This window comes from Halobellus clavatus (genome assembly GCF_900107195.1).
GTDB lineage: Archaea > Halobacteriota > Halobacteria > Halobacteriales > Haloferacaceae > Haloquadratum > Haloquadratum clavatum.
The window spans coordinates 562,255-587,562 of record NZ_FNPB01000001.1 but is presented as its reverse complement, the minus strand read 5'-3'; the positions used below and the strand labels follow the sequence as shown (position 1 = coordinate 587,562).

Annotated in this window: 22 protein-coding genes; 8 read left to right on the top strand and 14 right to left on the bottom strand. The window is 50.2% G+C overall.

Going from position 1 to position 25,308, the window contains the following annotated elements:
* Window positions 1–8: 8 nt before the first annotated feature.
* The 8 genes from BLU74_RS02855 to BLU74_RS02820 all read right to left on the bottom strand — a co-directional run bounded on the left by BLU74_RS02855 (window position 9) and on the right by BLU74_RS02820 (window position 7,924).
* A complete protein-coding gene (locus tag BLU74_RS02855; protein WP_089764929.1) occupies window positions 9–1,277 on the bottom strand; it encodes a restriction endonuclease subunit S in 1,269 nt (422 codons plus the stop codon).
* On the bottom strand, window positions 1,274–2,854 hold the full coding sequence (locus tag BLU74_RS02850) for a type I restriction-modification system subunit M (RefSeq protein ID WP_089764927.1): 1,581 nt from the start codon (window positions 2,852–2,854) through the stop codon (window positions 1,274–1,276). The genes BLU74_RS02855 and BLU74_RS02850 overlap by 4 nt, the downstream gene beginning before the upstream one ends.
* Window positions 2,855–2,925: 71 nt before the next feature.
* Window positions 2,926–3,465: a TATA-box-binding protein gene (locus BLU74_RS02845; protein WP_089764925.1), complete on the bottom strand. Its 540-nt coding sequence runs from the start codon at window positions 3,463–3,465 to the stop codon at window positions 2,926–2,928.
* 82 nt (window positions 3,466–3,547) lie between these two features.
* Window positions 3,548–3,949, bottom strand: coding sequence for a hypothetical protein (locus BLU74_RS02840; protein ID WP_089764922.1), 402 nt, complete (start codon window positions 3,947–3,949; stop codon window positions 3,548–3,550).
* An 18-nt stretch (window positions 3,950–3,967) separates the two neighbouring features.
* Window positions 3,968–5,371: a hypothetical protein gene (locus tag BLU74_RS02835; RefSeq protein ID WP_139175610.1), complete on the bottom strand. Its 1,404-nt coding sequence runs from the start codon at window positions 5,369–5,371 to the stop codon at window positions 3,968–3,970.
* 144 nt (window positions 5,372–5,515) lie between these two features.
* Window positions 5,516–5,920, bottom strand: a complete 405-nt coding sequence (locus BLU74_RS02825; protein WP_089764915.1) for a hypothetical protein — start codon at window positions 5,918–5,920, stop codon at window positions 5,516–5,518.
* Between the two features lie 584 nt (window positions 5,921–6,504).
* Window positions 6,505–6,930, bottom strand: coding sequence for a hypothetical protein (locus BLU74_RS18380; protein WP_139175607.1), 426 nt, complete (start codon window positions 6,928–6,930; stop codon window positions 6,505–6,507).
* Window positions 6,931–7,000: 70 nt separating this feature from the next.
* Window positions 7,001–7,924, bottom strand: a complete 924-nt coding sequence (locus BLU74_RS02820) for a DUF932 domain-containing protein (RefSeq protein WP_089765267.1) — start codon at window positions 7,922–7,924, stop codon at window positions 7,001–7,003.
* A gap of 383 nt (window positions 7,925–8,307) precedes the next feature.
* On the opposite strand from BLU74_RS02820, the gene BLU74_RS18375 reads away from it, so the two are divergent.
* On the top strand, window positions 8,308–9,699 hold the full coding sequence (locus BLU74_RS18375) for a hypothetical protein (RefSeq protein WP_139175604.1): 1,392 nt from the start codon (window positions 8,308–8,310) through the stop codon (window positions 9,697–9,699).
* A 144-nt stretch (window positions 9,700–9,843) separates the two neighbouring features.
* Window positions 9,844–10,398 (top strand): hypothetical protein, encoded by a 555-nt coding sequence (locus BLU74_RS18370; RefSeq protein ID WP_139175600.1) that lies wholly within the window; start codon window positions 9,844–9,846, stop codon window positions 10,396–10,398.
* Here BLU74_RS18370 and BLU74_RS18365 read toward each other — a convergent pair.
* Window positions 10,387–10,758 carry a hypothetical protein gene (locus tag BLU74_RS18365; RefSeq protein WP_139175597.1) on the bottom strand — a complete coding sequence of 124 codons (372 nt, stop codon included), beginning with the start codon at window positions 10,756–10,758 and terminating at the stop codon, window positions 10,387–10,389. The two genes, BLU74_RS18370 and BLU74_RS18365, sit on opposite strands and share 12 nt — an antisense overlap.
* Before the next feature lie 108 nt (window positions 10,759–10,866).
* Between BLU74_RS18365 and BLU74_RS02815 the strand changes: the two genes are divergently transcribed.
* Genes BLU74_RS02815 through BLU74_RS02790 form a run of 6 tightly spaced genes read left to right on the top strand, consistent with a single transcriptional unit; the run spans window position 10,867 to window position 17,752 of the window.
* On the top strand, window positions 10,867–11,217 hold the full coding sequence (locus tag BLU74_RS02815) for a pilin (protein ID WP_245705706.1): 351 nt from the start codon (window positions 10,867–10,869) through the stop codon (window positions 11,215–11,217).
* Window positions 11,218–11,223: 6 nt separating this feature from the next.
* Window positions 11,224–12,303: a TrbL/VirB6 family protein gene (locus BLU74_RS02810; protein WP_089764912.1), complete on the top strand. Its 1,080-nt coding sequence runs from the start codon at window positions 11,224–11,226 to the stop codon at window positions 12,301–12,303.
* On the top strand, window positions 12,303–14,462 hold the full coding sequence (locus tag BLU74_RS02805) for an ATP-binding protein (protein ID WP_089764910.1): 2,160 nt from the start codon (window positions 12,303–12,305) through the stop codon (window positions 14,460–14,462). The genes BLU74_RS02810 and BLU74_RS02805 overlap by 1 nt, the downstream gene beginning before the upstream one ends.
* Window positions 14,459–15,436: a DUF8128 domain-containing protein gene (locus tag BLU74_RS02800; protein WP_089764907.1), complete on the top strand. Its 978-nt coding sequence runs from the start codon at window positions 14,459–14,461 to the stop codon at window positions 15,434–15,436. Before BLU74_RS02805 ends, BLU74_RS02800 begins: the two co-directional genes overlap by 4 nt.
* Window positions 15,433–17,352, top strand: coding sequence for a type IV secretory system conjugative DNA transfer family protein (locus BLU74_RS02795; RefSeq protein WP_089764905.1), 1,920 nt, complete (start codon window positions 15,433–15,435; stop codon window positions 17,350–17,352). Before BLU74_RS02800 ends, BLU74_RS02795 begins: the two co-directional genes overlap by 4 nt.
* Window positions 17,345–17,752: a hypothetical protein gene (locus BLU74_RS02790; protein WP_089764902.1), complete on the top strand. Its 408-nt coding sequence runs from the start codon at window positions 17,345–17,347 to the stop codon at window positions 17,750–17,752. The genes BLU74_RS02795 and BLU74_RS02790 overlap by 8 nt, the downstream gene beginning before the upstream one ends.
* Here the strand turns inward: BLU74_RS02790 and BLU74_RS02785 are convergent.
* The 5 genes from BLU74_RS02785 to BLU74_RS02765 are packed head-to-tail and all read right to left on the bottom strand — an operon-like array spanning window position 17,744 to window position 25,299.
* Window positions 17,744–19,384: an ATP-binding protein gene (locus tag BLU74_RS02785; RefSeq protein WP_089764900.1), complete on the bottom strand. Its 1,641-nt coding sequence runs from the start codon at window positions 19,382–19,384 to the stop codon at window positions 17,744–17,746. The two genes, BLU74_RS02790 and BLU74_RS02785, sit on opposite strands and share 9 nt — an antisense overlap.
* Window positions 19,385–20,008, bottom strand: a complete 624-nt coding sequence (locus BLU74_RS02780; protein ID WP_089764897.1) for a DUF8166 family protein — start codon at window positions 20,006–20,008, stop codon at window positions 19,385–19,387.
* Window positions 20,009–20,012: 4 nt separating this feature from the next.
* Complete coding sequence (locus BLU74_RS02775; protein WP_089764895.1) at window positions 20,013–21,230, bottom strand: DNA double-strand break repair nuclease NurA; 1,218 nt, start codon at window positions 21,228–21,230, stop codon at window positions 20,013–20,015.
* Window positions 21,230–23,929, bottom strand: coding sequence for an AAA family ATPase (locus tag BLU74_RS02770; protein ID WP_089764892.1), 2,700 nt, complete (start codon window positions 23,927–23,929; stop codon window positions 21,230–21,232). The genes BLU74_RS02775 and BLU74_RS02770 overlap by 1 nt, the downstream gene beginning before the upstream one ends.
* Window positions 23,926–25,299: a metallophosphoesterase family protein gene (locus BLU74_RS02765; RefSeq protein ID WP_089764889.1), complete on the bottom strand. Its 1,374-nt coding sequence runs from the start codon at window positions 25,297–25,299 to the stop codon at window positions 23,926–23,928. Before BLU74_RS02765 ends, BLU74_RS02770 begins: the two co-directional genes overlap by 4 nt.
* Between the last annotated feature and the right edge of the window lie 9 nt (window positions 25,300–25,308).

Genomic DNA, 25,308 nt, shown 5'->3' with positions numbered 1-25,308 from the left:
ATAACAGATCAAACCTCACTATCAACCTCTAACTCATCCAACTCTATATCATTAACCCTGATCTCACCCGACATCAGCTTCGGAAGCAGAGTATCGCGTAATTCCTCCAAACGACGGTTTTCAAGCTCCCTAGTGTATATATCCTCATAGATCTCCTCTACTTTGTCTTCGAATTCTTCAATATCTTCTTTCGGAGGAATCGCAACTTGGATTCCATTAAATGAAGTCTGGCTTATTTCATCATATGTGCTGCCACTAGCTCGATTCTCTATTTCAGGCCGCTTATTTTCAACAAGACAAGCAAGATAATACGGTTCTACCCTATCATTTGGCTGAATACAAATGAATCCCTGGTTAGTACCCATTGGTTCCCGGTTAACAACTACTTCTCCAACAGTAGCTCTACTTGTAAGAAGTACTGACTTTTCTGGCATAATTGCCGTAGAACTATTGTTTAGACCCTCATCACTAACCTTCCTCTCCGTATCGAACACGATCTTCGAATCAAGTGAAGTAACCTCCTTAGGTGTCAACCATAGATTGTCGCCATTCCAGTACTCATCATTGTCTGTGCTCGGAGTACCCCCACCCCTAGTACTGCAGACATCCCCTATTTGAAGAAGCTCAAAATCCTCTGGAATTTCGCCGATCTCCGCATCTTTGAATTGCTCATAGGGTTCATAATCAACGAACCTAGATTTGAATAGAGTCTGAACTAACTCCTCCAAAATTTCATTAATTTTATTGTTATTCTCTATTTTTTCATCCAATTTTCTTAATATGAACGCAATCTTGTTTCGCTCATTTGTCGGAGGATAAGGAAGTTCTAAGTTCTGTAGATCAGATTTTGTGATTGAATTGAAGGTTGTTCCATCGGCAAACTGCGACCATTTATTTTCAAAATACTTTAAAAAGTAAAACAGATATTCATTTGAACCTCCGTTTAATGTGAGAGCAGTCACGCCCCTACCTATACAGAGTTTTTCAGGAGCAATGTTGACTGGACCCACTGGTGCACGGACGCTAATTAATACATCTCCTTCGTCAGCCTCCCTTTTTGGCTCTGAGCAGAACCGCTCAAGTTCTGGATATTTGTCACCAAAATTTTTACTCCCCTGTATAAAGTGTGGACCGTCTCCCTCCTCGTTATAATACTCACCTTTTGGAGACTGACCTAAGTTGATGTGAGCTACCTCCTCTAACTTCTTCGTTTGCCATTCTCTACGCTCTTGACTCTTTTTTTCTAAGCCTTCCAGTTTGCGCTGCTTTTTGGTCAAAATCCTAGCACCTCCAAATTTTTCTCAATCTGATCTTGTAGTTCGTTGGACTTCTGAAAGTTTTCTCTGAGATCAGCGGAGAGCCTCTCCATTTTGACCTCGAATGGCTCGTCGTCGCCTTCTTTTTCTTTTATTCCGACATATCTGCCAGGCGTAATTATATGACGATTGTCTGCAATATCTTCGATTTCAGCTACCTTACAGAATCCTGTCTCATCCTCGTATTCGTCTACTCCATCTTCTCCTCGGTAGGCTCTAACCTTCTCAACGATTCTATTGATATTGTCTTCGGTAAGGGTGTTTTGTGTCCGATTTATACTTTCGTATTCTTCTCTGGCATCTACAAACAGTGTTTCACCGCCTCTATCACGGTACTTGTCTGAGTCTTTCCCTTTACTCAAAATAAAAATACAAGCTGGGATGCTTGTTGTGAAGAACAGTTCCTTGGGAAGCGCGATAACAGCGTCAAGCAAGTCATCTTCGATGATGCTTTGCCTAATTTCACCCTCTTTACTCTGAACTGACATTGCGCCATTTGCCATAACTGTAGCAGCCATGCCATCATTTCCGAGATGACTTATCATGTGCTGGATGAAGGCGTAATTCGCATTATTAGACGGTGCTAGACCATATCTAAAGCGAGGGTCGTCATCCGCTATCGAATCTTTCCCCCATTCGCTCATGTTGAAAGGAGGATTAGTGATGACGTAGTCTGCTTCGAGGCCTTTGTGCTGGTCGTTGAGGATGCTATCACCCTGTTTGATATTGCCATCGAGGCCTCGAAGGTAGAGGTTCATCTTGGAGATTTGGAGGGTGCTTTCCTTGATCTCCTGACCGTAGATCGAGATTTTGTCGGTATCGCCGCCGTGGCTTTCTATAAATTTCTGGCTCTGGACGAACATTCCGCCGGAGCCGCTGAATGGGTCGAAGATACGGCCTTCATAAGGTTCCAGAACTTCCACCATAAGCTCGACGACGCTCTTTGGTGTGTAGAATTCTCCTCCTTTCTGGCCTCCTTCCATCGCGAACTGCTTAATGAAGTATTCATAGATTCGGCCGAAGATGTCCTCGTCGCCGTCTCCGTTACCTGCTTCCATCTCCAGATCAGCGAAGAGGTTGATCAGGCCTTCGAGTGCGTCAGAAGAATTATCTGAAAGAGATGAGCGGGAATATCCTTTCGGGAGAATTCCTTTGAGTCGCGGGTTTTCCTCTTCGATGGCTCGCATCGCATCATCGATTTTCTTACCGATTTGTGGATCAGTTGCGTTGTCGACAAAATACTGCCAGCGGGCATCTTCAGGGAGGTAGAATACGTTTTCACTCTTGTACTCGTCTTTATCAGTTAGTATGTATTCGCGTTCTTTCTCGTCTTCTGTATAGTATCGGGAGTCTTCGTCTCGTGTTTTCTCCTCAAGTTCTTCTCTTCGGGCCTCGAAAGAGTCAGACATACTCTTCAAGAATAGTAGGCCTAGTGCGAAGTCTTTGTATTCGGAGGGGTCAACTGGCCCCCGTAGTTTTTCAGCAGTTTCCCAGAGTTTCTTTTCAAGTTCGCCGTTAGAGTCTCCCGCTATCGCCATGTATAGTACTGCTAAGGAAACACTGTTAATGCTTGTGTTGGGTAGATAGCTTCGAAACCAAGTTACTGTGTTTAGGTGGGAAGGGTGGAAAGCTGTTTTCGCAGGTGTTCAGAAGATTGTTCAGCGACCTCATTCTGTACTGTCCCGCTGATGATCGTCTTGCCGCTGGAAAAAATCAGATTAACGGTGCCAATTTCCGGTGGCCTGTAGATGACGCCAGGGAACTGTTCTGGCTCGTACTCTACATTCTCCAAACCGAGATGTAATGAGAGTGTCTCTAATTGAATATTGGTCTCAAAATCCTCAAGGAAGACTGCGTTATTTTGTTCAAAATCTGGTTCAGAGAATTCCACACCAACTGAGCGAAGAGCATCTAAAAGATCTTCATTAGCTTCGAACAGCGCTTCTCTACTGTCAGTTCCCCGGATCTGGTATGTTCCTGTCCGGTAGAGGGTAAGAGCGGGTCCCTCAGATTCTAAGCGGATAGTAACCATAGAACCGCTGTGCTGGTTCGATTCAATATCAAACTCGTTTTCCAAGGATTCGATAACAGCGTCTAAGTCTAGCTCACGGCCGAGATCCCCGCTGCCCATCGTACTTACTACATACATAGTGTACCGGTCATTACCTGACTGTTAGACCTTCCTCTGTCTTCAGGCCTTGTATATCGGTGTGTTATCTAGCTACGATTCCCTAGATACCACCATAATCCAAACCAAGCTCAGAGATATTGTTGGCAGCTCCATCTTCTCTCAGCTTTTCTAAGGCCTGTGATTCGGTTTCTAGGTCTCCCAGATCGGTGTCTCTGGTTCCCCAGTATTCAATCAGTAGGTCGTAGTCTTCGTCTGCTAGGGCTGCCGAGGCCTGGTAGTGGAAATGCGGGAAGTAATCGTTGACGAAGTAGCTGGGGCCTCCGTCCTCGTAGCTGATCTGCATTCGGTAAGGAACGTCTCCGTCTTGATGTGAAACATCCGAAATGTACTCTTCTTCGAGGACGTGGTCTCTTTCATCTAATTCATATTCTCTCACAATTTGATCTCGGACCTGATGCCCCAGCGACCTACCGAACTCATCTTCCAAACTCTCTATAACCACACCACCCAGAGAGGGTCTTTACTCGAAGTCTTCGAGTTCTTGTTCTAGATTTTGGATTACTTCGCCGCTGAGTTCTTCGACTGCGTGGTACCAGCGGGGTCCGTGCCCGTCCCTGTTCGGATCTGTTTCGTGGTGTCCGATTTCGTGTAGAGCGGTGCCGATCCTACGCGGTGTCGGAGAACTCCAGTCATCCGCCAACGCATTCAAATAAATTGTCTCTTCCACCGGGCTGTACGTTGCGTGTGTCTGGCCTTCATCAGAGTCCTCACTGATGTACGCTAACTCAAAGTCGACGTCGCCGGCACTGGTACGTCCCAAAATCTCTTCTTCAAAGAACTGTATCAGATCTTCTTGATTCTCTTCCGGCGTTTCGACCGGCTCGATTGATCTATCGCTGTTTTGCTCGTTGAACCATTCCTGAACCGATGGACACTGGCTGTCAAGTATTCCACTGATGTTTCGGCTGTACTCGTTCAACTTTTCCATCGGCAGTTGGTGTTGAGTGGCCCACGTAACCGCCATATCCGGCGTCGAATCACTGTACACCAGTAGATCATCGGGGTCAGTACCGAACCTGCGGGAGATATACTCTTGCTGGGTGTCCTCACTGGTTTTGTGGCTGAACTGGGAGATATACTGGGTGACGTACTCTTCCTCTAGTTCTTCGTCGTCTAGGAGGTCGAGACGGTTATCAAGCAAGGACCGCATCAAATCACTTCTATAACTGTTATCTAGTTCGTTTCTCCTCTCCGTAACTGGGGTCTTCTGATGCACATTAAACAGGAACGGGAACTCCTCACCACGCGTAACCGGAATACCCAATTCATAGATACCGCCCTCTCCAGGCTCGGTCTTGTTCACCTCAACCGGTGTACTACGGTGCTTCTCCTTTTGAACACCTTCATCAAAAACTATCGTTGGCAAGTACTGATTTTCCAAAGTAGCGTCCGGCTCCTCACCCGTCATCACCTTCTCACTGTAGGGCCTGAAAGTCTCCAATCGTAACTCGCGATCACGAGGCATCCAGAGATCGCTGATAAAATCCTCAACCTGCTCCAGATCCTGTTGTGTCCAGTCCGAGTTCGAACCGTAGACCATCGTACCGCGCTCCCTCTCCACACCGGGTAACATCTCACGTGAAGACTCGACCTGATACTCATCCAGGACTTCATCGTATACAGTGTCAAAACTGAATCTAAGACCTCCTCCCGTCGACGAGATTACAGTTTCATCGGTCGCACCGATAAACTCCTTCACACCACGGCCGAAACGACCGCGCTTCTCAGGATCATGCTGTTTGCTGCCGGAAAACAGGTCGTAGAACCGGGAAAGATCTTCTACACCTTCAGGGTCGTAATCCTCGACGACAATACTTCGGTCACCGTAATCAACCTGTACGTCAAGATCGGATTCGGTATCCAACGCATTCTGAATTGGCTCACGCACCAGCTCATACAGGTCACGACTCCGGTTCTGCTCAACCCATCCCTCAACATCAACACCGAAGACATCCTCTTCTATAACTGATCACCTCTTCTGTGCATTTCTCGTTTCATAAGTAATGTTTCACCACTCGGTCAAGCCGGACTGCTCAGTCAAGACCTCGGTCGCCTCTTCGACTTTCCTGTTCCCTGATTTCCGCAGCACCATCCCTGAGTATTGTTCCTTTCCGTGAAGGTCAGCTAGGTTCTCAAGATACTGCTCAGCCTCCTCTACTGAGCCAAAGAAGGGATCAACCAATTCATCTCCAGCCTCGGTATGGTACACAACCCCTTCGTCTCCACTCCAGTAGTACTGTGTCATGCTGCCACCGTCCGGCAAGACTTCTTCCTCGGCTTTGTCCTGGAAAGCCTGATCAATCGCGTCTTTGTAGTGCGCCTCGGGGAAGTAATTCTCCAACTCGAACCGTAGAGGACCGGAGAAGGAGGTGCCGCCGGTAAGATTCATCCAGTACGGCTTCTCCTCTTCCACGTACTGTTTCTCCCTCGTATACTCTTCAAGCAGCTCGTCTATCTTTCCTTGTATCGTTCATCACCTTCCTCAGGTTCAAGCAACGCCTCTAACTCAGTTTCAAACAAGCCAACGACGTCCTCAACTTCTCCACCGTCAGGATACAAGGGTGCGTCTTCCTCTGGATCTAGATCAGTCCTGTAGGCACCGGCTTTTTCGAGTTGTTCCTGGCTGAAGTAGCCATACTCCCATTTCCCGTACGTGTTGGGGGAGCGGACACGGCCGAAGTAGACATCGTCGTCTCCCTCGACCTTGTCGTAGGCCTCCCACTCCCAGTCCGGAAGAAACGCGGCCTCCCACTCCGCAATAGGCTCCTCCTCATCGTAATCAGTAATTGTACGTCACCGCTGGCCGAGTACTCAATTTAGAGGATTTTTGACTGGCTTCTGGGGAACCTTCCCGCATATCTGATGTGTCAGTAGTCATCGTACTGTGGAGAACACGGAATCCGTAAAGATAGTAGAAAAATGAGACACCAAGTTTCGTATGAGAATAATACAAAAATAATGCAAAAATGTTTGTGGCCCTTAATTAGAGAACCTGGTTCAAGCCAGTTTCTCGGCTACTTCGTAGGCAAAATCGGTGTCGGCTTCGTCGTAGTTGCCTTCTTCCAAGTCCTCTATCATCTGGTTGATCTCATCCCGTTCATCAAGACTCCTCTTGGTCACATATGCTGGAATTGTAGAAACACCAAGAGCTCCGACAAGACCAATTGTAGCAAGGTCATTCTGTGTAATTGAGTCGGCTTGCTCTGCGATCTGTGAGTAGAACTCTGGAACAAGTTTACCTGCTACGCCAGCACCTGAGATTCCAAGTCCTGCGGTTGCGCGTTGTTTAGCTTTCTCGTGGTACTCTTCACTCTCATTTTCAAGATCACTTATCACATCTTCCAAGGACTCATAATAGATGCCTTCTCCCTGGGTTGCTAGGGCTGTGTTTATTTCTTCAAGATAATCTCCCAAAGTACTCACCTTATAGTAACAAAACCTAGAAAATTTTATTAGTGTAATCCAGTAGCGAGAAGAAAAAGAAAAAATAGGGCTATGCCTGAATCTCGTGCTCCTCCATCAACTCCCTAAGAGCGTTTTCCTCATCAGGCCAGTACGGCTCCGAATCACCCTGCTCAATCAAGTCACGCGACCGACTGTAGACCGCTGAACGACCCAGTCGATCAGGCTCCGGAACCTCATTACCGCCGGTCTCCAAGAGCTGTGAAGCCTGCTCGAACCCTTGCGCCAGTTCATAATCCGGTACATCCTGCGTGTAATGCGTAAGTGCACGTGTAGCCGTGTTGTACGTCTCCCAGAGCGTCGGAGACTCCGTATCCTCCACCTCGTCGTGCATCGCATTCAACAAGTCAGGAACAGGGTTCTCCAAGTACCGATCAATCCCAGTATCCATCAACACCAGCAGGGCTTCATCCTGATTCCTCAACTCCCGGTTCTGCGCCTGCGCCAACCGGTGCTCAATCTCCGCCGGCGACTCAATAACAGCGTCAACAGCGTTGTACGCTAAGCCGGGTTGGAACGGTTCCCCGTGAGTCTGATCAAAACCAAGTTCGGAGATGAAAGCGGTCATCCCGTTACTACATACCTGGCGCTCAGCACCCACGTCATACTTCAAGCCGTGAAAACCTGAGTGACCGCTCTGAACCTGTAAACCAAGGTCGATAGGGTCATCCTGGGAAGCGTACACCGTTGCCCCGTCAAACTCGACGTTCGCACTCATCTTGTGAGCCGTGGGCGAAATAGATACGCGACCACGAGGTTCTACATCCTCGTGCCTGTCGACAGCATCACCGACCGTCTCCAAGATATCCCCGTACTGAATGATGTTGTAGAAATCATCACTACTGGAAACGACTCCTGTAGCTCTGCCATCGTCAGTCCACAAACTGTCCCGGTACGGAATATCCTCCCAGTCATCCTCCCCGGTGTGATGGGCGTAGACGTCGTGCCGGTCCACCTCCGGAAGCATTTCTGCGGTTTCGTAAAGCTCGTCTAAATCGTCGAAAACGTAGGTTTCGCCTTTAATCGTTGAATCACCTTTGTACGAGAAAACAGGTGACCGAAACGCTACTATTCAAACCACACACCAAGTTTCGGATGAACAATAAGAACAACAGACAGCAAGTTCCCAAATACCGGGTCAAAGATCGATGCTTACAGACCAGAAACTCTGGCTCTTCACCGCAGCAGTAGGCGGAGTAAGAATAGCTCAGGGATACTGGAAGATCTCAGCACCTCTAACCCTGTTCTGCATCCTGATGTACTTCAAAAGACGAGAAAACCCCACCAAAATCATATAACGCTTCTATCACTCACAACCAGTAAGTGAATCATCACAGTATGGATCGAAGACAATTCCTGACAAGTGCTTCAGCCGTAGGAGCGGCTGCTTTGGCTGGTTGTTCAAGCAACGAAAACGGAAACAACACTAACACCACAGAAGAGGAAGACCAGATCGACAAAAACGGAGAACAATACATCTTCTTGGACGAACTCGAAACACTCGGCCAACTAGGAACACAGAACCGTCCTGAAGACGTAGATGACTGGAGAATCATCAAAAACAAACTGGAAGAAGACGAGTGGCAGGAAAAACAGGAAAACGACGTACAATACGCAGAAGCAGCCCTGACAGAAGGAGAACAACCCAACTCAGGAGGACTAGACACCACAGTAGAACAACTGGTACAGGACACAAACCAGATCTACAGAAACCCGACACAACACTTCGACACCGGCTGGACAGACACACTCCAAATAAACCTTGAACAAGAACACGAAGAAATACTGTTCACACGAGCAATAATAAGAGCCGTACAGGAAGCCGGAAGCGACAGCTCAGGACTCGCAGACGACATAACAGCAAACCTGGCAGAACACACAGTCCAACAACTAGACCTCGACTTCAACAACTACAAACTCTCCACAGTACCAGCAACAGAACCAGCAGAACCAGGAAAAACAGGATTCGTAAGCGAAGAAACACGGACAGTAGAAGAAACAGGAGACGAATACGGAAACTCTGGATTCAGACACCCAGCAGCAATACTACAATACCAGAAAAACGGAGAAACACACATAAAATACGTAGAACAAGTAGACGCACTCAAATCACCAAGCTTCAAATACTCGATCAGAGACCCGGAAGACAGCCTATACCACTCAAGCCTAGACCAAGACCGGGTAACCACAACACCACTCGAAATAGCCGAAGCAGAAACACCAGCAGAAGCAGGCACAAGCAACATAAGATTCCCAGAACACTACGTAACACCGTTAGAATACCGTAAAGCAAGAGAACTAGAAAACCAAGACCTACTCGGCCTCGGAGAAAACAGTTCAGACAACTATACCGCAGTAGGAGACCATTTAAATGATGTACTTGTATCACTCGTTGACGACACGGGAATCACAGGATACGACAAAAACCCGGACAGAAACATCGACGAAGCAAGAGAGGGAGAAGGCGGCACAGTAGTCTCACACGAGTTCGGAGACTCCATAGAAGCATACATAGAAGACCCAGACCCGGATACACGCCAGCAACTCGAAAACGTAGGCCGAGGCATCTACCAAATACGACAACAAACACCAAAAGACTGGGAAACACCACTAGCACTCACAGGAACCATCGAAAACCCAGAAATCAGAGCCACAACACAAGAAACAGTCAACCAAATCCGCAGAGACCAAGCCTACAACCAAGTAAAAGAAAGAGTGACTGCGAGCTAAATGAACTTCTTTTACTCCGGTTATAGTGTCTTAACGCTGTTCTGCATCCTGATGTATGTGATTCGTGGGGAAAGATCGAAACACTACTTCTTAGACACATCGTCGAAAACTTAACGCACCTATAGTAGCTACCTGTACCCAAGAATGGCTGACGAGGTCTCCACGGTTACACTCGATTCTGAGGGCTATTCTGCGGAGGACTGGTTGCCTTACCTATCCAAGTTCCACGAGACTGATTTTTTGACTCAGGAGTGGGATGAAGCCACAAGCCTTCAAGAATATCTTAATCAAGAAGGCAATCAAACCGGGTTAAATCCAACATACCACTTCCCCGACCGTATTGCTTATCTGAACTTCAGATTATCCCCCTATCTTCGATCTAAACACGAAATAATGCTTGAAGGAAACGTTCGTATTAACCCTAAGCTCCGGCTTGATGACGAAAACGGATACGGCGTATATCACGGATTCACGAGAATGTTCTTTGAAAACACCAATCCAAGATACGTGTCTATCCCTGATCTCCCAGATAGATCTCCCAAACTTGTTGACGTAGTTATTGAGGAAGGCATCAATCACCACCACTTAGACAACTGCGTTGATATTCTGCGCGAGTTTGTCTCTAAGTTGGCTGAAGAGTTTCAGCCGGTGATAGAAGATCACTCTAAAAGCGTTGCTGAGCGGAATTCAACCAAGTGAAAGGTTTTCTTCGTCGATTTCTTCAAAGAACCTTTTTTCCTCGAAGAAGCTGATACCAAGCCGGTCCTCATTTAGGGACAAGTAAACCATCACCATACTCTCCGGTAAATACTCTAGTTGATCTCTCAGTGCTTTAGGAGGCCTGACGGAAGAACCATCCGAATACACTTTGGTAAAACCCAGATCTACATACTCCGAAAGGGTTTCAGATGAGACAATCCCGATATTTCTCTCTGAATCGTAATACCACCGAACGCACTTACCATCTAATGGATGATCGAATATGACCTTGGCTCTTAGATGAGAAGGTATCTGGACTTCATCTTTCGTCAGCACTTCTCCCGTGCCGATAGTACTCATTGAAATCTGTTTGGGTTTTCTCGTTTTAGAATCTTTAGGCATCTAATCATCCCTTATCATATCAGAAATTCTAAACTTCCTTTTACAGCCCTGTTCAAACCTTGACTGATGCTTCAGCAAAGCATCGGTACGGCGCTATCGCAAGCACAGCTCTTGATGGTGAAAACCATCATACTACAAACCGCTGCGGACGACCTCCCCTGCGACCCACCGGATGGACTGGAGCCGTTGTTCACCTTCCTGAACTCGATTACCGAGTTAGCGTTCCTGGCCGGAGTCGGCCTGGCAACGTTGACATTCGTCGTCGCCGGAACCTGCCTGATCATCCCCGGACAGGACTACAACCGCCTCGGGAAGAACATTGCCAAGAACGGGTTCATCGGAGCAGTCCTGCTCCTGTCAGCGAATATGATTACCTCGTACCTGGTTTCCCAGCTTGGAGGTAGCATCTGCGCCTAAAAGACGATGAAAGGTGGAAAACTCGTCTTCACGGCGTTGACGTTGCTGGCCCTCAGCACCGTGTTCGTTGCTCCGGTGGCAGCGGATCACGAAACAGAGGAAGAACAGCAGACCGGTATCCTTGCCGAACTAACGGAAGCAATCTCCGAGTTCACAGAGAACTGGGAAGAAAACCTGGAGGATCTTCTCCACAGCATCCTGTTTGAACCGTTCATCAACTTGGTCGGCGCACTCCTATCACTGATCGCACGGCTGTTGACAGCGACACCTGACGTCCATCCCAACCCAGCGGTCGAAGAAGTCCACACCGACGTACTCCTCGTCACCTTCCTACTGTCCTCACTGGCGTTCATCGTCGCCGGAATACTCCATATGATCGGTCCAATCCTCGGAATCTCCTACGGACAGGTCCGAAAAATCCTGCCACGAGTCATTATCGCACTCGTATTCTCCGCAGTCTCACTTCCACTACTACAGCTCGGAGTGGACTTCACACGCGCACTGACAATTGCGTTCCAACCCGACTTCCTGGATACAACTATACAGCAGAACTGGGGTATCACCACCGGCCTGGTACTGGCCTACATCTTCCAGTCACTGCTGTTGCTGGCGGTTGCAGTACTGTTCATCATCCGCGATGTCTACATCCTGTTCGTCGCCGCGATCTCCCCACTGCTCGCATTAGGGTGGAGCCTGCCACGCGTGAAAAGATACAGTGACACGTTTATCGCCGGGTGGTTCGCCGCACTACTGATCGCACCTTTGGATATGCTCGTACTGAAGTTCTCCTTCGCCCTGACCAGTGGAGCAGGATCTACAGTACTCCAAGGAGTCTCGAACTGGCTGCTCGGAGTCGCATCCCTCGTCTTACTGCTGCTGGTGCCGAAGCAGGTATGGGATGCTTCACAGGCCGCAGTCGGACTGACCTACGCCGCCTCCAGCAGTGTGAAACAACGAATCAACTCCAGCCCTGAAAACCAGGACTCACTGCTCAACGAGGAGCAAAAGAACCGGCTGCGCGAACGCAGAAGGAAACGCCGCGCCTCATCCAGCAAGTCATTCAGCTACGACTGGGGTGATGACTGATGAGTCTCAGAATCAAGGCACCTGGCAGGCTCGACGTCGACACGAAACTGTTCGGCCAGTTCACAGTCAAAGATCTGACCAGGCTCCTCACGCCGGCAGCACTCGCATACTTCACCAACGCCCCGATACCGGTACTGGCCTCGGCATTAGTGCTGGGAGCAGTCTGGTACCGGTGGACCCCGCTCGGCCACCACCTGGACCAGCTCGCATACCACGCTCCACGCTGGTTCATCAACAAGCGGCAACTGAAAGCACCGAGTGTAGCACCCCATAGAGACGAGTACGTCAGACTAGATAGAGACACCATAGCAGCGGTAATCCAGGTCTCACCGACCAACCTGGATATGAAGACGGACACCGAGCAAGGAGCCCTCCACAACATCTATCAGGACCTGCTGGACACCGTCACCTACCCGATCCACATCCACTCACAGCAGCGCAGCCGCAATCTGAGGAATTACAAGGAAAACATCTGGCAAAGAGGCTCTCCCGGCACAGATCTAGGAGAGCACTACTCGCAATACATCAATTCACTCTCCGAGGAAGAGCAATCCACGACCAAACACTACATCATCTTGAAATCGGAGAAAGACACCGGTCACTGGCTCCTCGACAAACTCCAGTACAACAACTACTCACGGAAGAAAAACCGTAGAAGCGAACTGGACAACCGGTGCCGTGAAGTCATCACCACACTCAACACAGCAGATCTACAGGCCGAACGCCTCACCGAATCAAGCCTGAAAAGCAAGGTACACCGGTTCAGTGAGGGAAATGTCATAATCGGTGGAGACACAGGACCGCAGACCTCGCCGACCTGGAACTCACGCAGAGAAGACTACAACTCCAGCCACCAGTACAGGAAAACCCTGTACATCTCCGAATACCCGTCTAGCGTCGAGCTGGGCTGGCCTCTACAGTTGTTGCGTACCGACGGCCTCATCGACGTAACACAGGTCATCGAACCCAGAGACACAGGTAAAGCAACGAGGAAACTGCAACGCATCTCGGAGAAACTGAACGCCGAGATCGATTCCTTCCTCAGCCACGGCTACCGCGGAACCAACAAACTCGAATCACTGCTCGAAGACACGGAATGGATCCTCGACCTGTTCGCAGACAGGAAAGCACAACCCGTCGACCACGCCGTCTACATCACAGCACACAGCAAATCCAAAACCAAGTGCCGGCAAACACTTAGACAGATCAAAAACAGGTTAGACACCCAGCAAATCAAGTACGGGAACACATTCCTCAGAACCGATCAAGCCTACAAAACACAGCAGCCACTGTACCCCGACCCTCTGAACGAAACCCAGTTAGTACCATCCACCACCGCAGCAGCAGGCTTCCCCTTCGGAACACAGCAAACCGGTCAAAGAAACGGTGTCATCTACGGCGTAGACACCAGCGACGAAGCACCCATCCTCGCCGATCGATTCCAGTGGCCGTCTCACTCAATGGCCCGGATGGGAATGGTCGGCTCCGGCAAAAGCTACGCCGCCAAAATCGAGTTACTGCGTGCTGACCTCGTTTACGACGATCTTCAGATCATCGCAGTAGACCCGAAAAAAGAGTACCACGAAATCATTCAAAGCCTCGACGGAACCTGCATCACCCTCCCACACAAACAAAGCCTCGAACAACTCGACGACCAGCACCTCTGCTTCCAAGTCGAGGAACGCGGCCAAAGAGACGACGTCGACGAACTCGTCGATCTGGTACAAGACATCTACAGCTACACCAGCAAAAACCAGAGAAAAACACTGGTCCTGATCGACGAAGCCCGGATCCTGATGAACCACGAAACCGGGCGACAAGTCCTGAACCAGTTCGTCCTCGAAGGACGAGATACCAACACCGCAGTCACCCTAATCAGTCAGAACGCCTCCCACTTCACCTACTGCCGAGAAGGCCGTGAAATCCTCGACAATATGCCGTGTAAAGTGTTTATGAGGCACGACCGGGTGCCCGACGACGTCGTCGAATACTTCCAACTCTCCGACCGGGAACGACAGGAACTCCACGAACTCAAAACCGGGACAGAAAGCGAGTACAGCGAAGCACTCCTGAAAATCTCCGGAAAACTCGACACCCGAATCAAGATCGAATCCACAGACATCGAACACCAGATCATCAACCAGGGTGAAAACCAGTGAGCCTCCTTGACCCCCTCCTGTACTACACAACCACACCCTCCGAAGAGGAAGCAGAACACCTGCGGAAACCCGCGGTACAGTCCCACACCATCGAAGTCAAGACACCAAGGAACGGAGACATTCCAGCAGTCCCGGAAAACCTGGTGAGAGCCGTCACCGAGCTACAGTCCAAGTACTTCGGACTCCTAAACACGTCACCAGTCGCCGCCTTCGAAATCCGGCGAACCCACCCAGACAAAATCAAGTTCCAGTTCTCCACACCCACAGTCCGACTAGAGCGGAAACTACGGACACACCTCACCAACGAAATACCAGGAATCCGGTTCGAAGAAGGCACCAACGGAATCCCAGTCGCCTCAGAAGACACAGTCGGCGGAGGACTCCTCACCACAGGCAGGAAAGACTGGTACCCGCTGAAACACGAATTCAAACAACCGCCGGTGAACTCCGTCGTCTCCAGCCTGCACAGGCACGCGATGAGAGACACCAAGTTCATCGTACAAATCCTGTTCCAACCCGTCATCGGCAAACCCCTGCGTCGGTGGTACTGGAGGAAGAGAGCATACCAGAGAATCGGCTACCTCCGTAAAGAGAAAGAAAAGCTGTGGGGCAGCCGTAACCCGACCCCACGGGAAAAACGGCAGGCCGACGCCATCGAAGACAAGGCCGGAACCAACCGCTTCCACACCAGTATCCGGTTCCTGGTTATCGGAGCAGACGAATACACGCAGAGCCGGGTGAAGGAACTCAGCGGCGGCTACAACACCTTCGAAAACCCGGACACCGGCCAATACCTCGACACAGTCACCGTCAAATCACTTCGGGAACAGCGGGTCCTCGACTTCGCAAAAACGGTCGCCCACCGACAGTTCGGATCCTGGAGCCACAGTTTCCAAACTTCGGTTCCCGAACTCGCCGCCCTGCTGTCGCTGCCCAGCATTGAGCAGGAAAACATCACCCAAGCTGAACAATGAACCCGGAAGATACCCGTACACTGATCGAAAGCACAGAAAACCTGACCACGACGTACCTCGGCTTCCGTGAAAGCCAGTTAGGAGTCGAGGAAAACGTCGGCGTCAATGATGACTACAGACCGACTCACGTCCTGAACATCGGGCCGACCGGCTACGGCAAAAGCCAGCTCCTGCTCCACGTCGCACTACAGGACGCAGAGAAAGATCACGGCCTCGCCATTCTCAACCCGAAAGGAGACCTGATAGACGAATTCATCGCCAAACTACCTGAAGACAGGCTGGACGACGTAGTCTACATCAACCCGGCCAGGGAACCGGTGACCCCGATCAACGTCCTCGAACCCCAGGTTACGGAAGGGATGAATCAGGCGCAGAGGGAGAACCAGAAGGAGATCATCGTCTCCGACCTCATCGACCTGTTCAAACGCCAAAGCGAGAACTGGGGAGACCAGTTCGGACGAGTCCTCGAAACACTCCTCAGGGCACACCTCGACCTCAATATCAAACAAAACTCTTCGAAAACCTTGGTCGACGTCTTCCGCTGCGTAATCCAAGACGAACCACTAACCGAGCTCATCGACCAGACACGGGATTCCGTCATCCGGGAACAACTCGTTCGGGTCAAAGAAGATATGAGTAGTTACGAGATGGAGCCCTTGCAGCGACGGTTGAACGACTTCGTGATGAACCCGACCATCCGCAGAGTCATCGGCGCAGAAGAATCCGGCTTAGACTTCAGAAAAGCTGTCAACAACGGGAAGATCGTCTTGGTGGATATTCAGAAGGGAGAGGTCGGTGGGACCGTCTCAGAACTCGTCGGAAGTATTGTCATCACCAAGATTTGGGCAGCAGCACAAAGCCGGATCACACAACCCCAGGAACAACGCACCCCGTTCTTCCTGTACGTCGACGAACTCCAGAACTTCGCCGGCGAAGGCAGCAACTTCACCAAAATCCTGTCCGAAGCCCGCGAATACCGCTTAGGTTGCTGGCTCGCCACACAGTACCTCCAACAACTCGCATCAGAAATGCGGCGGGCCGTATCCAACAACTGCCGGACCAAAATCTGTTTCAACCCCAGCGGCAGCGAAAACACGTCGCAGATCGCAGGAATGCTGCAAGGCATCGATAAACACACGTTGACCAGCCTCGGTAAGTACCGAGCCGTAGTCCAGAAACCCTCGGAGAAGAACCAGAGAAACGCAGTCCTGTTCAACACGTACCCGCCCTGGGAAGCCGACTACAGCGACGTCGACAAGATCAAAGCGGAGAAAGCTGCCGCCCGCACCAACAACAAAACACAGGTCCAGCTTACCCAGTCACTCGGGAACCAGGCCAACGCCGGCCAAGAAAAGCACCAGGAACTCCTCGCAGCAGCCAAACAAGATCTAGAAAACCGGGGATTCCACGTCAACCTGCTGTACCAAGGTCAAGAAGAAGAGAAACCCGACGGCCACGTCCACCTACCCGACAACGAAGTCGCACACCTCGAAGCAGAACACTCCACACTGACAAAGCCCGGAAAAGTCTTGAAAAACCTGCGTAGAGGCGTCCAGGAGGATCGGGAAGTGTTCTTCGTCGTCGAGGAAGGGAAAGCAGCGAAACTGGAGAACATCGTCTCCGACCCGGTCAACCGCCGCGGCAATGAACACGAAGACCAGAAAGGAAGCTACAGCTACTACACCAACGAAGACAGCGAACCCATCACCGACGTCGAGGAACTGAGGCAGGCCGAGTACCGCGTACTGGAGCTCAGCGGCGACACCCTAGAGGAGCACGAAGAAGTGGAAAACGAGTGCCCTGAACTGGAGCACAACGACCGGGAAGACCTGGAAAACTTCTGCCTCTACCGCGACGACCAGGGATTCTGCTCCGCACTCGAAACACAATGCGTCCTAACAGCAGCTGATGACTGAACCAGAACTCAGAGACAAAGAACAAATCATACTCCAGCAAATCCGGAGTGGCAACGACGACGTACAGAAAATCACCTCAGAAACCACCCTCGAAAACCACCACGTCACCTACGCATTCCAAAAACTCGAACAACACGGACTACTCACGGTGTCAAAACCAGACGGCACCGTCGAACGAGTAATAGAAGGGCAGAAACGGGTCTTCCAACACCCCAAACAAGCACAGCTAACCGAGAAAGGACAACAGTACCTGGAACATTCGGAACGGACGGATCTAGACGAATATGAAAATCTTAGTCACAGCGAACTCGTCGAAAAAACCCACGAACTGGAAAACCGAGTAGAAGAATTGGAGAGGAAATTCGAGGTCTTCAGAGACCAGGTACAGAAGCTAATCTAGGGGCTGGTCCCTGTTTTCGGCACCCTCCTCATCCTCCGGTTCAGCAACCCCTTCAGGACCTCTCTGCTGTTCTTTCCAGTTCTGCTGCCATCTCTTTGTGGCCTCCAAGCTCTCGGCCTCGTGCTCCGTATGCCGCTCTCTGATCCGGGTAAGGAACGGCGTGTTAACACTGTCACCGGCTATGATGGCTTGTCCTGGTGTGAGGCCTGGAAGCTCCGAAAGCAGATCCTCTCCAACATCCTCAACACCCTTCTTCACAGCGTCTTGATCCAGCGGATTCTGGATCTGCATAATGATCTGGGTCTTACACTGCGATAGTACGTCATCATCTATCTTGCTCGGACGCTGACTGATAATCCCGATACCCACCCCGAACTTACGTCCCTCACTCAGAATCGTGCTGAGCACTGGTAGAGAGCGGGCATCACCATCCGCCGGAGCGAATCGATGTCCCTCTTCCAGCAGACCAAACACCGGGAACTCTAACTCTGACTCACGATCCTTTTCGTGGGCAACTCTTTCTTGATTGATTTTCCGGAACAGCACACTGACCAGCATCTGCTGATCCCGGAGATCCATAGTATCCAACTGAAGCACCGTACACTGCCCAGGCTCCAGAAGCTCCGGAAGCGACAGGTGGTTACTATGATCGAACAAGTCCCGGTCAAGAGCCTTGTCAATCCGCCAATCTAAGGCGCGGGCACTGCTCTCAAGGTCTTTCTCCTCCCCGACCTCCTCTACCTTGTCCTGGATATTGTTGATGGAGATGTAATCGTCCTCCTCTGACTGGAGCTGGTTCCAAGCTTCTGCGAGAACCTGTTCCTGAGGATCAGACGGATCGTCGATAATCGAGAACAGGTCACCTAACGAAAGCTCACTGATCCGGATCTGGATATCATCCGGTCGCTTGATCTGGACCTCCGGAGAGTAACCGTCGTCTCCTCGGAACTTATCACTCAACTCCTCTTCCTCCATATCATCCAAGGAGCCATATTCTCCGTGAGGATCCAGAACCAGTATTGCAGCTCTTGAATCTGGCTGCATCATCTCCTCAACCAGTACAGAAGCAGTATACGACTTACCGCTGCCTGTCGACGCCAGCACCGACAGGTGAGTCGACGTAAAGGCATCAATCGGCAAATGAATCTTAGTCCGTTCCGGCGGCCGGTGAATCAAGTCACCAATAAACGCCGAACCCTCTTCGGGCTCCGCTTCAGTTAGATAGTCTTCCAGATCAGAATCAGACGCTAAACTGATCTCAGTGCCCGGTTCCGGAACAATACGTGGGTTTGTGAAATCGTTGAGTTGCTCGTCGTAGTATCCAATGACGGTCGCAGTAATATTGTACAGATCAACTCCGTCAGTAGAGATACCCAGTTTACGAGCTACAGCATTCGGTGAAACCCCGGGATCAGCCATAAACTGATCTGGGAACCCGCGCTGCTGCTCACGTCCGGTAACGCGGGCAAAAATCTTCTTTTCCTGCTCTTCAATTTCACCATCGTCATTTCGGACCTCTACATCGCTCGTGTAGTACACGAACTCTCCCGTCTTAATCTCAGTATCGTCAGGGGTGACGATTACAAACTCGTTGGAACCTTCGCCCGGCTCTGAGACAATTCCGACAACCATCTATTCAACACCTCCCATCTTAGTCTGCCACTCTAGATTCTTCTGAATCACATCTAACGCATCTGCTTCACCGGGCTTCTCCTCCTTCAGCTCGGTCAAGACTTGGCTGAGAATATCCTCAGCAAACCCGCCAGCGACATCGACTATCCTCTGGTAGTACTCCAGTCGTACCTCTTCGTCGACCTCGTGGAACCGAATTACGTCTTCCTCAGAAAGTTTCCGAACGACATCGTCGATCTCCAACGTCCATCGCGGAATCGAGTGCTCAGGATTCACAAGCTCACCGTCTTCTACCTCAGCATAGCCCAGAAGTGCAATACCGGTGAGAACCTGCTTTTCATCCACGTAACTCGGTTGGAAAATGTTTTGCTCATCCGGTTGAGCCAGCCGTGGCCCGGATCTTCCTTGATCCGGATCCACAAGCTGAGTGTCGTAGATAATACCAATAAACGCCCGTTGTTGACCCTGCACCTCCTTCAGCACATACACGAACTGGCCGAACTCAAAGTCCGTCGGCTCCGGCGGGCTCTCCCGCATCGTCTCCGTGTATATCTCTCCGACATAGTCTATATGCGAGTTTGAACCAATGATCGAACCGACCTCTGTGTCGTTTTCTAGTGTCATAGTATTATCTTCGCCTCCGTTTCTTTGACAGAGCCTTGTTATTCCATCTCAATTCAATATCGTTCTCATTCGAGAAATCCTGATACATCCTCAGGAACTCTTCCCGATCCTGACGGCTGATAACCGCGTCAGCGTCCGCTGCCTGCAAAATCTCCGGGTAACCACGGCCCACACCGCATTCGGAACGGATTACGGACATCACGTGGTCGACCAGATCCTCCTCTAAGACCCATTCAGGGAGATCTAGCCTGTCCAATTGGGGGCCACTTCCAATCTGCATATACGAGAATAATATTCTATCTGAGAAGTCGTACTCAACGCCGTGGTAAGTCGTCTGAAGCTGGTTCAAAGAATTGTCCCGCCTTGAATTGAACAGGATCGTCCTGTCACCCCAGTTCTCGGTCATCTCTTCGAAGATTTGATAGTCGCGCACTGAACTACTCGCATCGATCAAGTCCAGCTTCTCGATCATCTTCGCAAAATCACTGGCTTTGGAACCCGCCGTGTAACCCACTACAGGGACCTCGTGATGCTTACTTGCTGCCAGCACTCGGGCCAGCGCCTCCCCGTAACGCTCTCTTACAGGTTGATCAAACATCTGGGCAAACGATAGGATCAGAGGGCCATCATACAGAACAACCGGCGGCTCGCTCTCATCGCTGTATTTTTTGATTTGCTTTTCCAGAACCTGCATCTCCGTCTCAAACCGGGACAGAGGCACTTCCTCATTATCGACCTGAATATGACCGGTATTCGGGTCCTCGAAAAGGATATCCTCCGGTGAGAGAACCTTCGTTTCTACGTCTCGCTGGTAATCACCTTCATCTGTGTGGCTGTTCGCAATCCAAACCGCTTGAACAAGACCAACAGGCTGCTCAAACTCTGTTACCGGATCAATCTGAGAACCATCAGCTGCAACAGTCGTCACACCACGGATATTCTTTTTCGCCCAGTTATTCACTGCCTCGTGAGATTCCCATCCAGAACTTTCCTCGAATGAGATCACGAGGTCACCGCCTTCACTGTACTCCTCAGTAGGCAAGGCACTCGGGAGCTCATACTCTTCAAGCGCCTGCTTGATCTCTTCAGATGAGAACTCAGATGTTAGATTCTGCGCAGCACCCTGGAACTCCTCAACAGCCTTCTGGTTGATCGCCTTTCCGGTGAACTCTGACTTTTTCCCCTCCAGTTCCTCGGCTACACGGCCTCTGTAAAGCGGCATTAGTCGCTCACCACCTCAGTCGCGCCATCCACTTTCTCAAGGGATATCGCGTGTTCAGTCACCGACTCGAACGTGTCGTCGTGGCTGATTACCGTGAGCTGCTCGAAACCTTCCAACTCCTGTAACTGGTCAACCAGGTTCCGTCTCTTTTCCTCGTCAAGGTTCGCCGTAGGCTCGTCGAGGAACACGATATCTACGTCACTCAGAAGCTTCAGGATCGCCAGTCTCACAGCGAGAGCAGCACTCATCTGTTCCCCACCGCTTAGCTTGTGGAACTCCTTTTCCTCGCCGTTCTCTCTAATGACTATCTCGTAATCAGTTCTCCACTCCAGTTGCTCTGTCGCGGTGCCTCGAAGCTGGCGGTAGATTCGATCCGCTTCGGTGGAGATCTCTTTAACCAGGATCTCGGTGATCAGAGGCCGAGCCTCCTTCATACTCTCCCGGACGAACTTTCCGAACTCGTGATCCTTCTCTAAGCTCTCGTACTCGTCCTGCTTGTCTTCCAGCTCTTTCTGCTGCTCCTCCATCTCATCGATCTCTTCTTCTAAGTCGTCGAGACGGTCCTGCTTGGTCTCAATAGTTCCTTCAAGATTGCCGATTTCACCCTGAAGATCACCAATTCTCTCCTGAACCTCCTCGTACTCTTCCTCGTCGAACTGCTCTTCCAGTTCTTCAACTTCCTCTTCGTTCTCCTCGATCTCGTCTTCCAACCCTTCTATCTCTTCTTCGAGGTCATCGACCTTCTCCTGGCGCTCTTCGACTTTCTCAGCAGTCTCCTTTTTGCTGATGTAGGTTTCGTGGGCGTCCTCCAACTCGTCCAGTCGATCTTCTATCTCCTCGATCTCGTTATCAAGACCTTCGAACTCCTCAAGTTCGTCTTCCTTCTCGTCGATCTCGTCCTCTAAGTCGTCCAGCTCTTCTTCGACTTCCTCAAGTTCGTCCTCAGCTTCCTTGTTATTCTCGTACGTAGCCTTCGCCGAGTTATACTCGCTCTTCGGGTCGTCGAGTTCATCCAGTTCTTCTTCGAGTTCATCTTTCTCGCCGACTTCCTCTTCTAACTCCTCGATTTTATCTTCCAGGTCATCGATCTCTTCCTCTTTGTCGTCGCGCTCTTCCTCCAAGCCTTCGAGCCTATCATAGAGGTCAGGAAGACGGTTAACCTCCTTCTCAGCATCCTTTGCGTCCTTGATCTCGTCTTCAAGATCATCCAGTTCGCCTTCTATTTCTGAAATACGGTCTTCGGCCTCTGACTTCTCCTCACGTTTCTCTTCCAGCACCTCTCCACGATGTTTCTTGTCAAGGTCTTGACCACAGGTAGGGCACTCGGCTTCCTCAGTATCCTCTAACGTGTCAATAGCCTCTTCCAGGTCATCGATACGGCCCTCCAACCGCGATCTCTCATCCCGAAGATCCTGCTCTTCCTCTTCTAACTCATCCAACTCATCGGCTTTGTCTTCAAGATCCTCGATCTCAGAAATTTCCTCTTCCAACTCTTCAATCTCATCTTCAATCCCGTCTAACTCATCTTCAGCGTCGTCCAGTTCCTCTTCCTTGTCCTCAATCTCGTCTTCCTTGTCTTCGATGTCGTCCAGCTTCTCTTCAAGTTCTTCCTGACGATCAACATCGTCCTCAAGATCCTCCATCTCCTCCTTCGCTTCTTCAGCATCCTCGACATCTTCCTCCAACCCTTCCTTCTTCGTCTCCAACTCAGTCTGCTTCTTCTCTAGCCCGTTTATTTTGTCCTGGATATCATCTCGCTCGTTCGCCTGTTCACGGAGACCATCCAGCTCGTCATCTTTCTCTTCGTACTCCTCGTACTCTTCCTCAACCTCTTCGATAGTATCCTGAGCTTTTTCAGCCTCTTCTAACGCATCCTCAGCGTCTTCTAAGCTGTCTTCCTTGTCTTCGATAGTACTCTCTTTCTTGTCGATCTCAGTCTCTAAATCAGAGATCTGGTCGTCTAAGTCTTCGAGTTCCTCTTCACGTTTCTCCAGATCTTCCTGCTCTTCTTTGAGCTCATCTAGCTTCTCCTGCTTCTCCTCAATCTCCTGCTTTAGGTCGTTGAATTCCTCTTTCTTTTCGTCGAGGTCTTCGACCTTGGATTTCAGGCCTTCAATCTCGGTCTCAAGATCACTGATCTCTTCCTCAATTACGTTGTTTGCTTCTCGGAGATCTTCCCAGACGTCGTCGTAGACATTCACCTCAAGTAACGGGTTAAACACCCTTTCACGATTCCTCGGGGTCTCTGCAAAGTCATTAGTAAACTTGGTCTGAGGAACACCGATACTGGATTTCCACAGAGTCTCAAGCTCAGTCTCTTCTGGAATACCCAAATGCTCCTTCAACCAACTCAATATCTCGTCCTTACCTGACAAGGGTAATTTTCCACCATCCGCCTCATCAATCACCCGGTAAATCGATCCCTTCGCATCTCTCTCGACGGTGTACTTTTTCCCGTTCTTATTCGAGATGAAGGTCACACGAACCTTTCCAGAATTCTCACCATTCCGGACGAAATCACCCTGGCTGACGCGTTTATCAAGATAATCGAACAGGGCAAATCCGACTGCCTCCTGAACTGTAGACTTGCCTGACCCGTTCTGCCCGATGATCGCATTCACTCCTGGGCGGAAATCGATCTCATTGATTGTATCGTCGTAGCTTTTGATGCTTGAGAGTTCTACGTTGGTAATCCTCATTCTTGATCCCCTCCGTTATCGAAAAGTTCTCTGCGGCGTTTCTTGATAGTCTCAGCAACAGACTCCGGATTCTCCTCAGCCAATACGCTCTTCTTCACCACACTCAACGTGTCCGCAACATCCTCTTCCTTCTCACCGTACTGTGAATCCTGACCTGCCAACCGCTGAAAAACAGCGGATTCCAGCTTACTTCGGTCAATCTGGCCCTGTTCATCTCTCACTGCATCTTCACCACCATCCAATTCTTTGATGATGCTCGCCGTCTCCTTCGACTCCGTAGCATCATTCAAATTGACATACAGAGCACCGGTTTTCTCCTCAACAATATCTTTCAAAATATCACTGTCGAGTCTGGAGCGGCTGAACTGTAGCAAACCCTCTAACCGAAGATCGATTACTGGGTCACGCTTCTCCCCGGAACGCTGGAAATGAGGCTTCCGCTGTACTTTGTCAAGATCCGAAAGATGATCTTCGACCTCCTCAGTAAACGCTGACTCCAGTTCATCCGGCGAGTCGTGTGCATCAACCTCGAAACTGATCTCAAAGAATGGTCTACGCTTCGACTCGTGGAACTCAGGGGAAATCTCCCCGTCCTCAACGTCAACAATGTAGTAACCGAGATCCCACCTCGCCTGCCGTGTATCGTGGGCTTCCAGAGAACCAGGATTGAACACCCAGTTCCCGTGACTGTATTTCTTATGTAGGTGACCAAGTGCGAGGTAGTCGACAGCTTCCTCCACTGGTTCCAAGGCATTGAACGAGATACCACCACTCATCCCTGGTATGTGGCCTTCAACGCCGAAGTGACCGATCAGGACCGTAGCTTCAGGCTCGCCTTCTTTCTCATTCACCTGTTCAATCGCATCTGCCACCTTGGATAGATTATCAGATGTTCTCTGTCCAAGGTACTGGAGACCGAAAACCCGGACCCCATCTAAATCAACGTACCCGGAAGAAGTACCCGGATCATCGAAATCGTGTTTCTCGAAGACTGCCTCCTCTTCACTGAGATCAGCCTCTAACAGAATCAGTTTCCCACGGCTGTGAAGATACTCCAGCCAGTTCAAGTCCTCTTTGTACAAGTTAGCGTCGTGATTCCCTCGGACAGCAGCAACAGGGACATCCGCATCCTCGAAGCGTGAAAGCCCTTCCTCAGCATCACTCAACGCACGGGCATTCACATTCTTATTATGGAACAAGTCACCGCCGAAAACCGCGAAATCAACTTCAGATTCTTCAACAGCCTCGTAAACCGAGGTGTTGAAGGACATATACATATCGTCTCGCCGTTTCTTTACACCGTACTGTCGGTGGCCGATATGTGCGTCTGAAAGGTGAACGAAGCGCGGGCCTTGATTTGATTGGGTCATAGTTTGTAA

Excerpts from the sequence above, each read along its gene's own strand:
- BLU74_RS02850 (WP_089764927.1), bottom strand. The coding sequence starts at position 2,854 with ATGGCGATAGCGGGAGACTCTAACGGCGAACTTGAAAAGAAACTCTGG.
- BLU74_RS02845 (WP_089764925.1), bottom strand. The coding sequence starts at position 3,465 with ATGTATGTAGTAAGTACGATGGGCAGCGGGGATCTCGGCCGTGAGCTA.
- BLU74_RS18375 (WP_139175604.1), top strand. The coding sequence starts at position 8,308 with ATGGATCGAAGACAATTCCTGACAAGTGCTTCAGCCGTAGGAGCGGCT.
- BLU74_RS18370 (WP_139175600.1), top strand. The coding sequence starts at position 9,844 with ATGGCTGACGAGGTCTCCACGGTTACACTCGATTCTGAGGGCTATTCT.
- BLU74_RS18365 (WP_139175597.1), bottom strand. The coding sequence starts at position 10,758 with ATGAGTACTATCGGCACGGGAGAAGTGCTGACGAAAGATGAAGTCCAG.
- BLU74_RS02815 (WP_245705706.1), top strand. The coding sequence starts at position 10,867 with ATGCTTCAGCAAAGCATCGGTACGGCGCTATCGCAAGCACAGCTCTTG.
- BLU74_RS02810 (WP_089764912.1), top strand. The coding sequence starts at position 11,224 with ATGAAAGGTGGAAAACTCGTCTTCACGGCGTTGACGTTGCTGGCCCTC.
- BLU74_RS02805 (WP_089764910.1), top strand. The coding sequence starts at position 12,303 with ATGAGTCTCAGAATCAAGGCACCTGGCAGGCTCGACGTCGACACGAAA.
- BLU74_RS02795 (WP_089764905.1), top strand. The coding sequence starts at position 15,433 with ATGAACCCGGAAGATACCCGTACACTGATCGAAAGCACAGAAAACCTG.
- BLU74_RS02790 (WP_089764902.1), top strand. The coding sequence starts at position 17,345 with ATGACTGAACCAGAACTCAGAGACAAAGAACAAATCATACTCCAGCAA.
- BLU74_RS02785 (WP_089764900.1), bottom strand. The coding sequence starts at position 19,384 with ATGGTTGTCGGAATTGTCTCAGAGCCGGGCGAAGGTTCCAACGAGTTT.
- BLU74_RS02780 (WP_089764897.1), bottom strand. The coding sequence starts at position 20,008 with ATGACACTAGAAAACGACACAGAGGTCGGTTCGATCATTGGTTCAAAC.
- BLU74_RS02775 (WP_089764895.1), bottom strand. The coding sequence starts at position 21,230 with ATGCCGCTTTACAGAGGCCGTGTAGCCGAGGAACTGGAGGGGAAAAAG.
- BLU74_RS02770 (WP_089764892.1), bottom strand. The coding sequence starts at position 23,929 with ATGAGGATTACCAACGTAGAACTCTCAAGCATCAAAAGCTACGACGAT.
- BLU74_RS02765 (WP_089764889.1), bottom strand. The coding sequence starts at position 25,299 with ATGACCCAATCAAATCAAGGCCCGCGCTTCGTTCACCTTTCAGACGCA.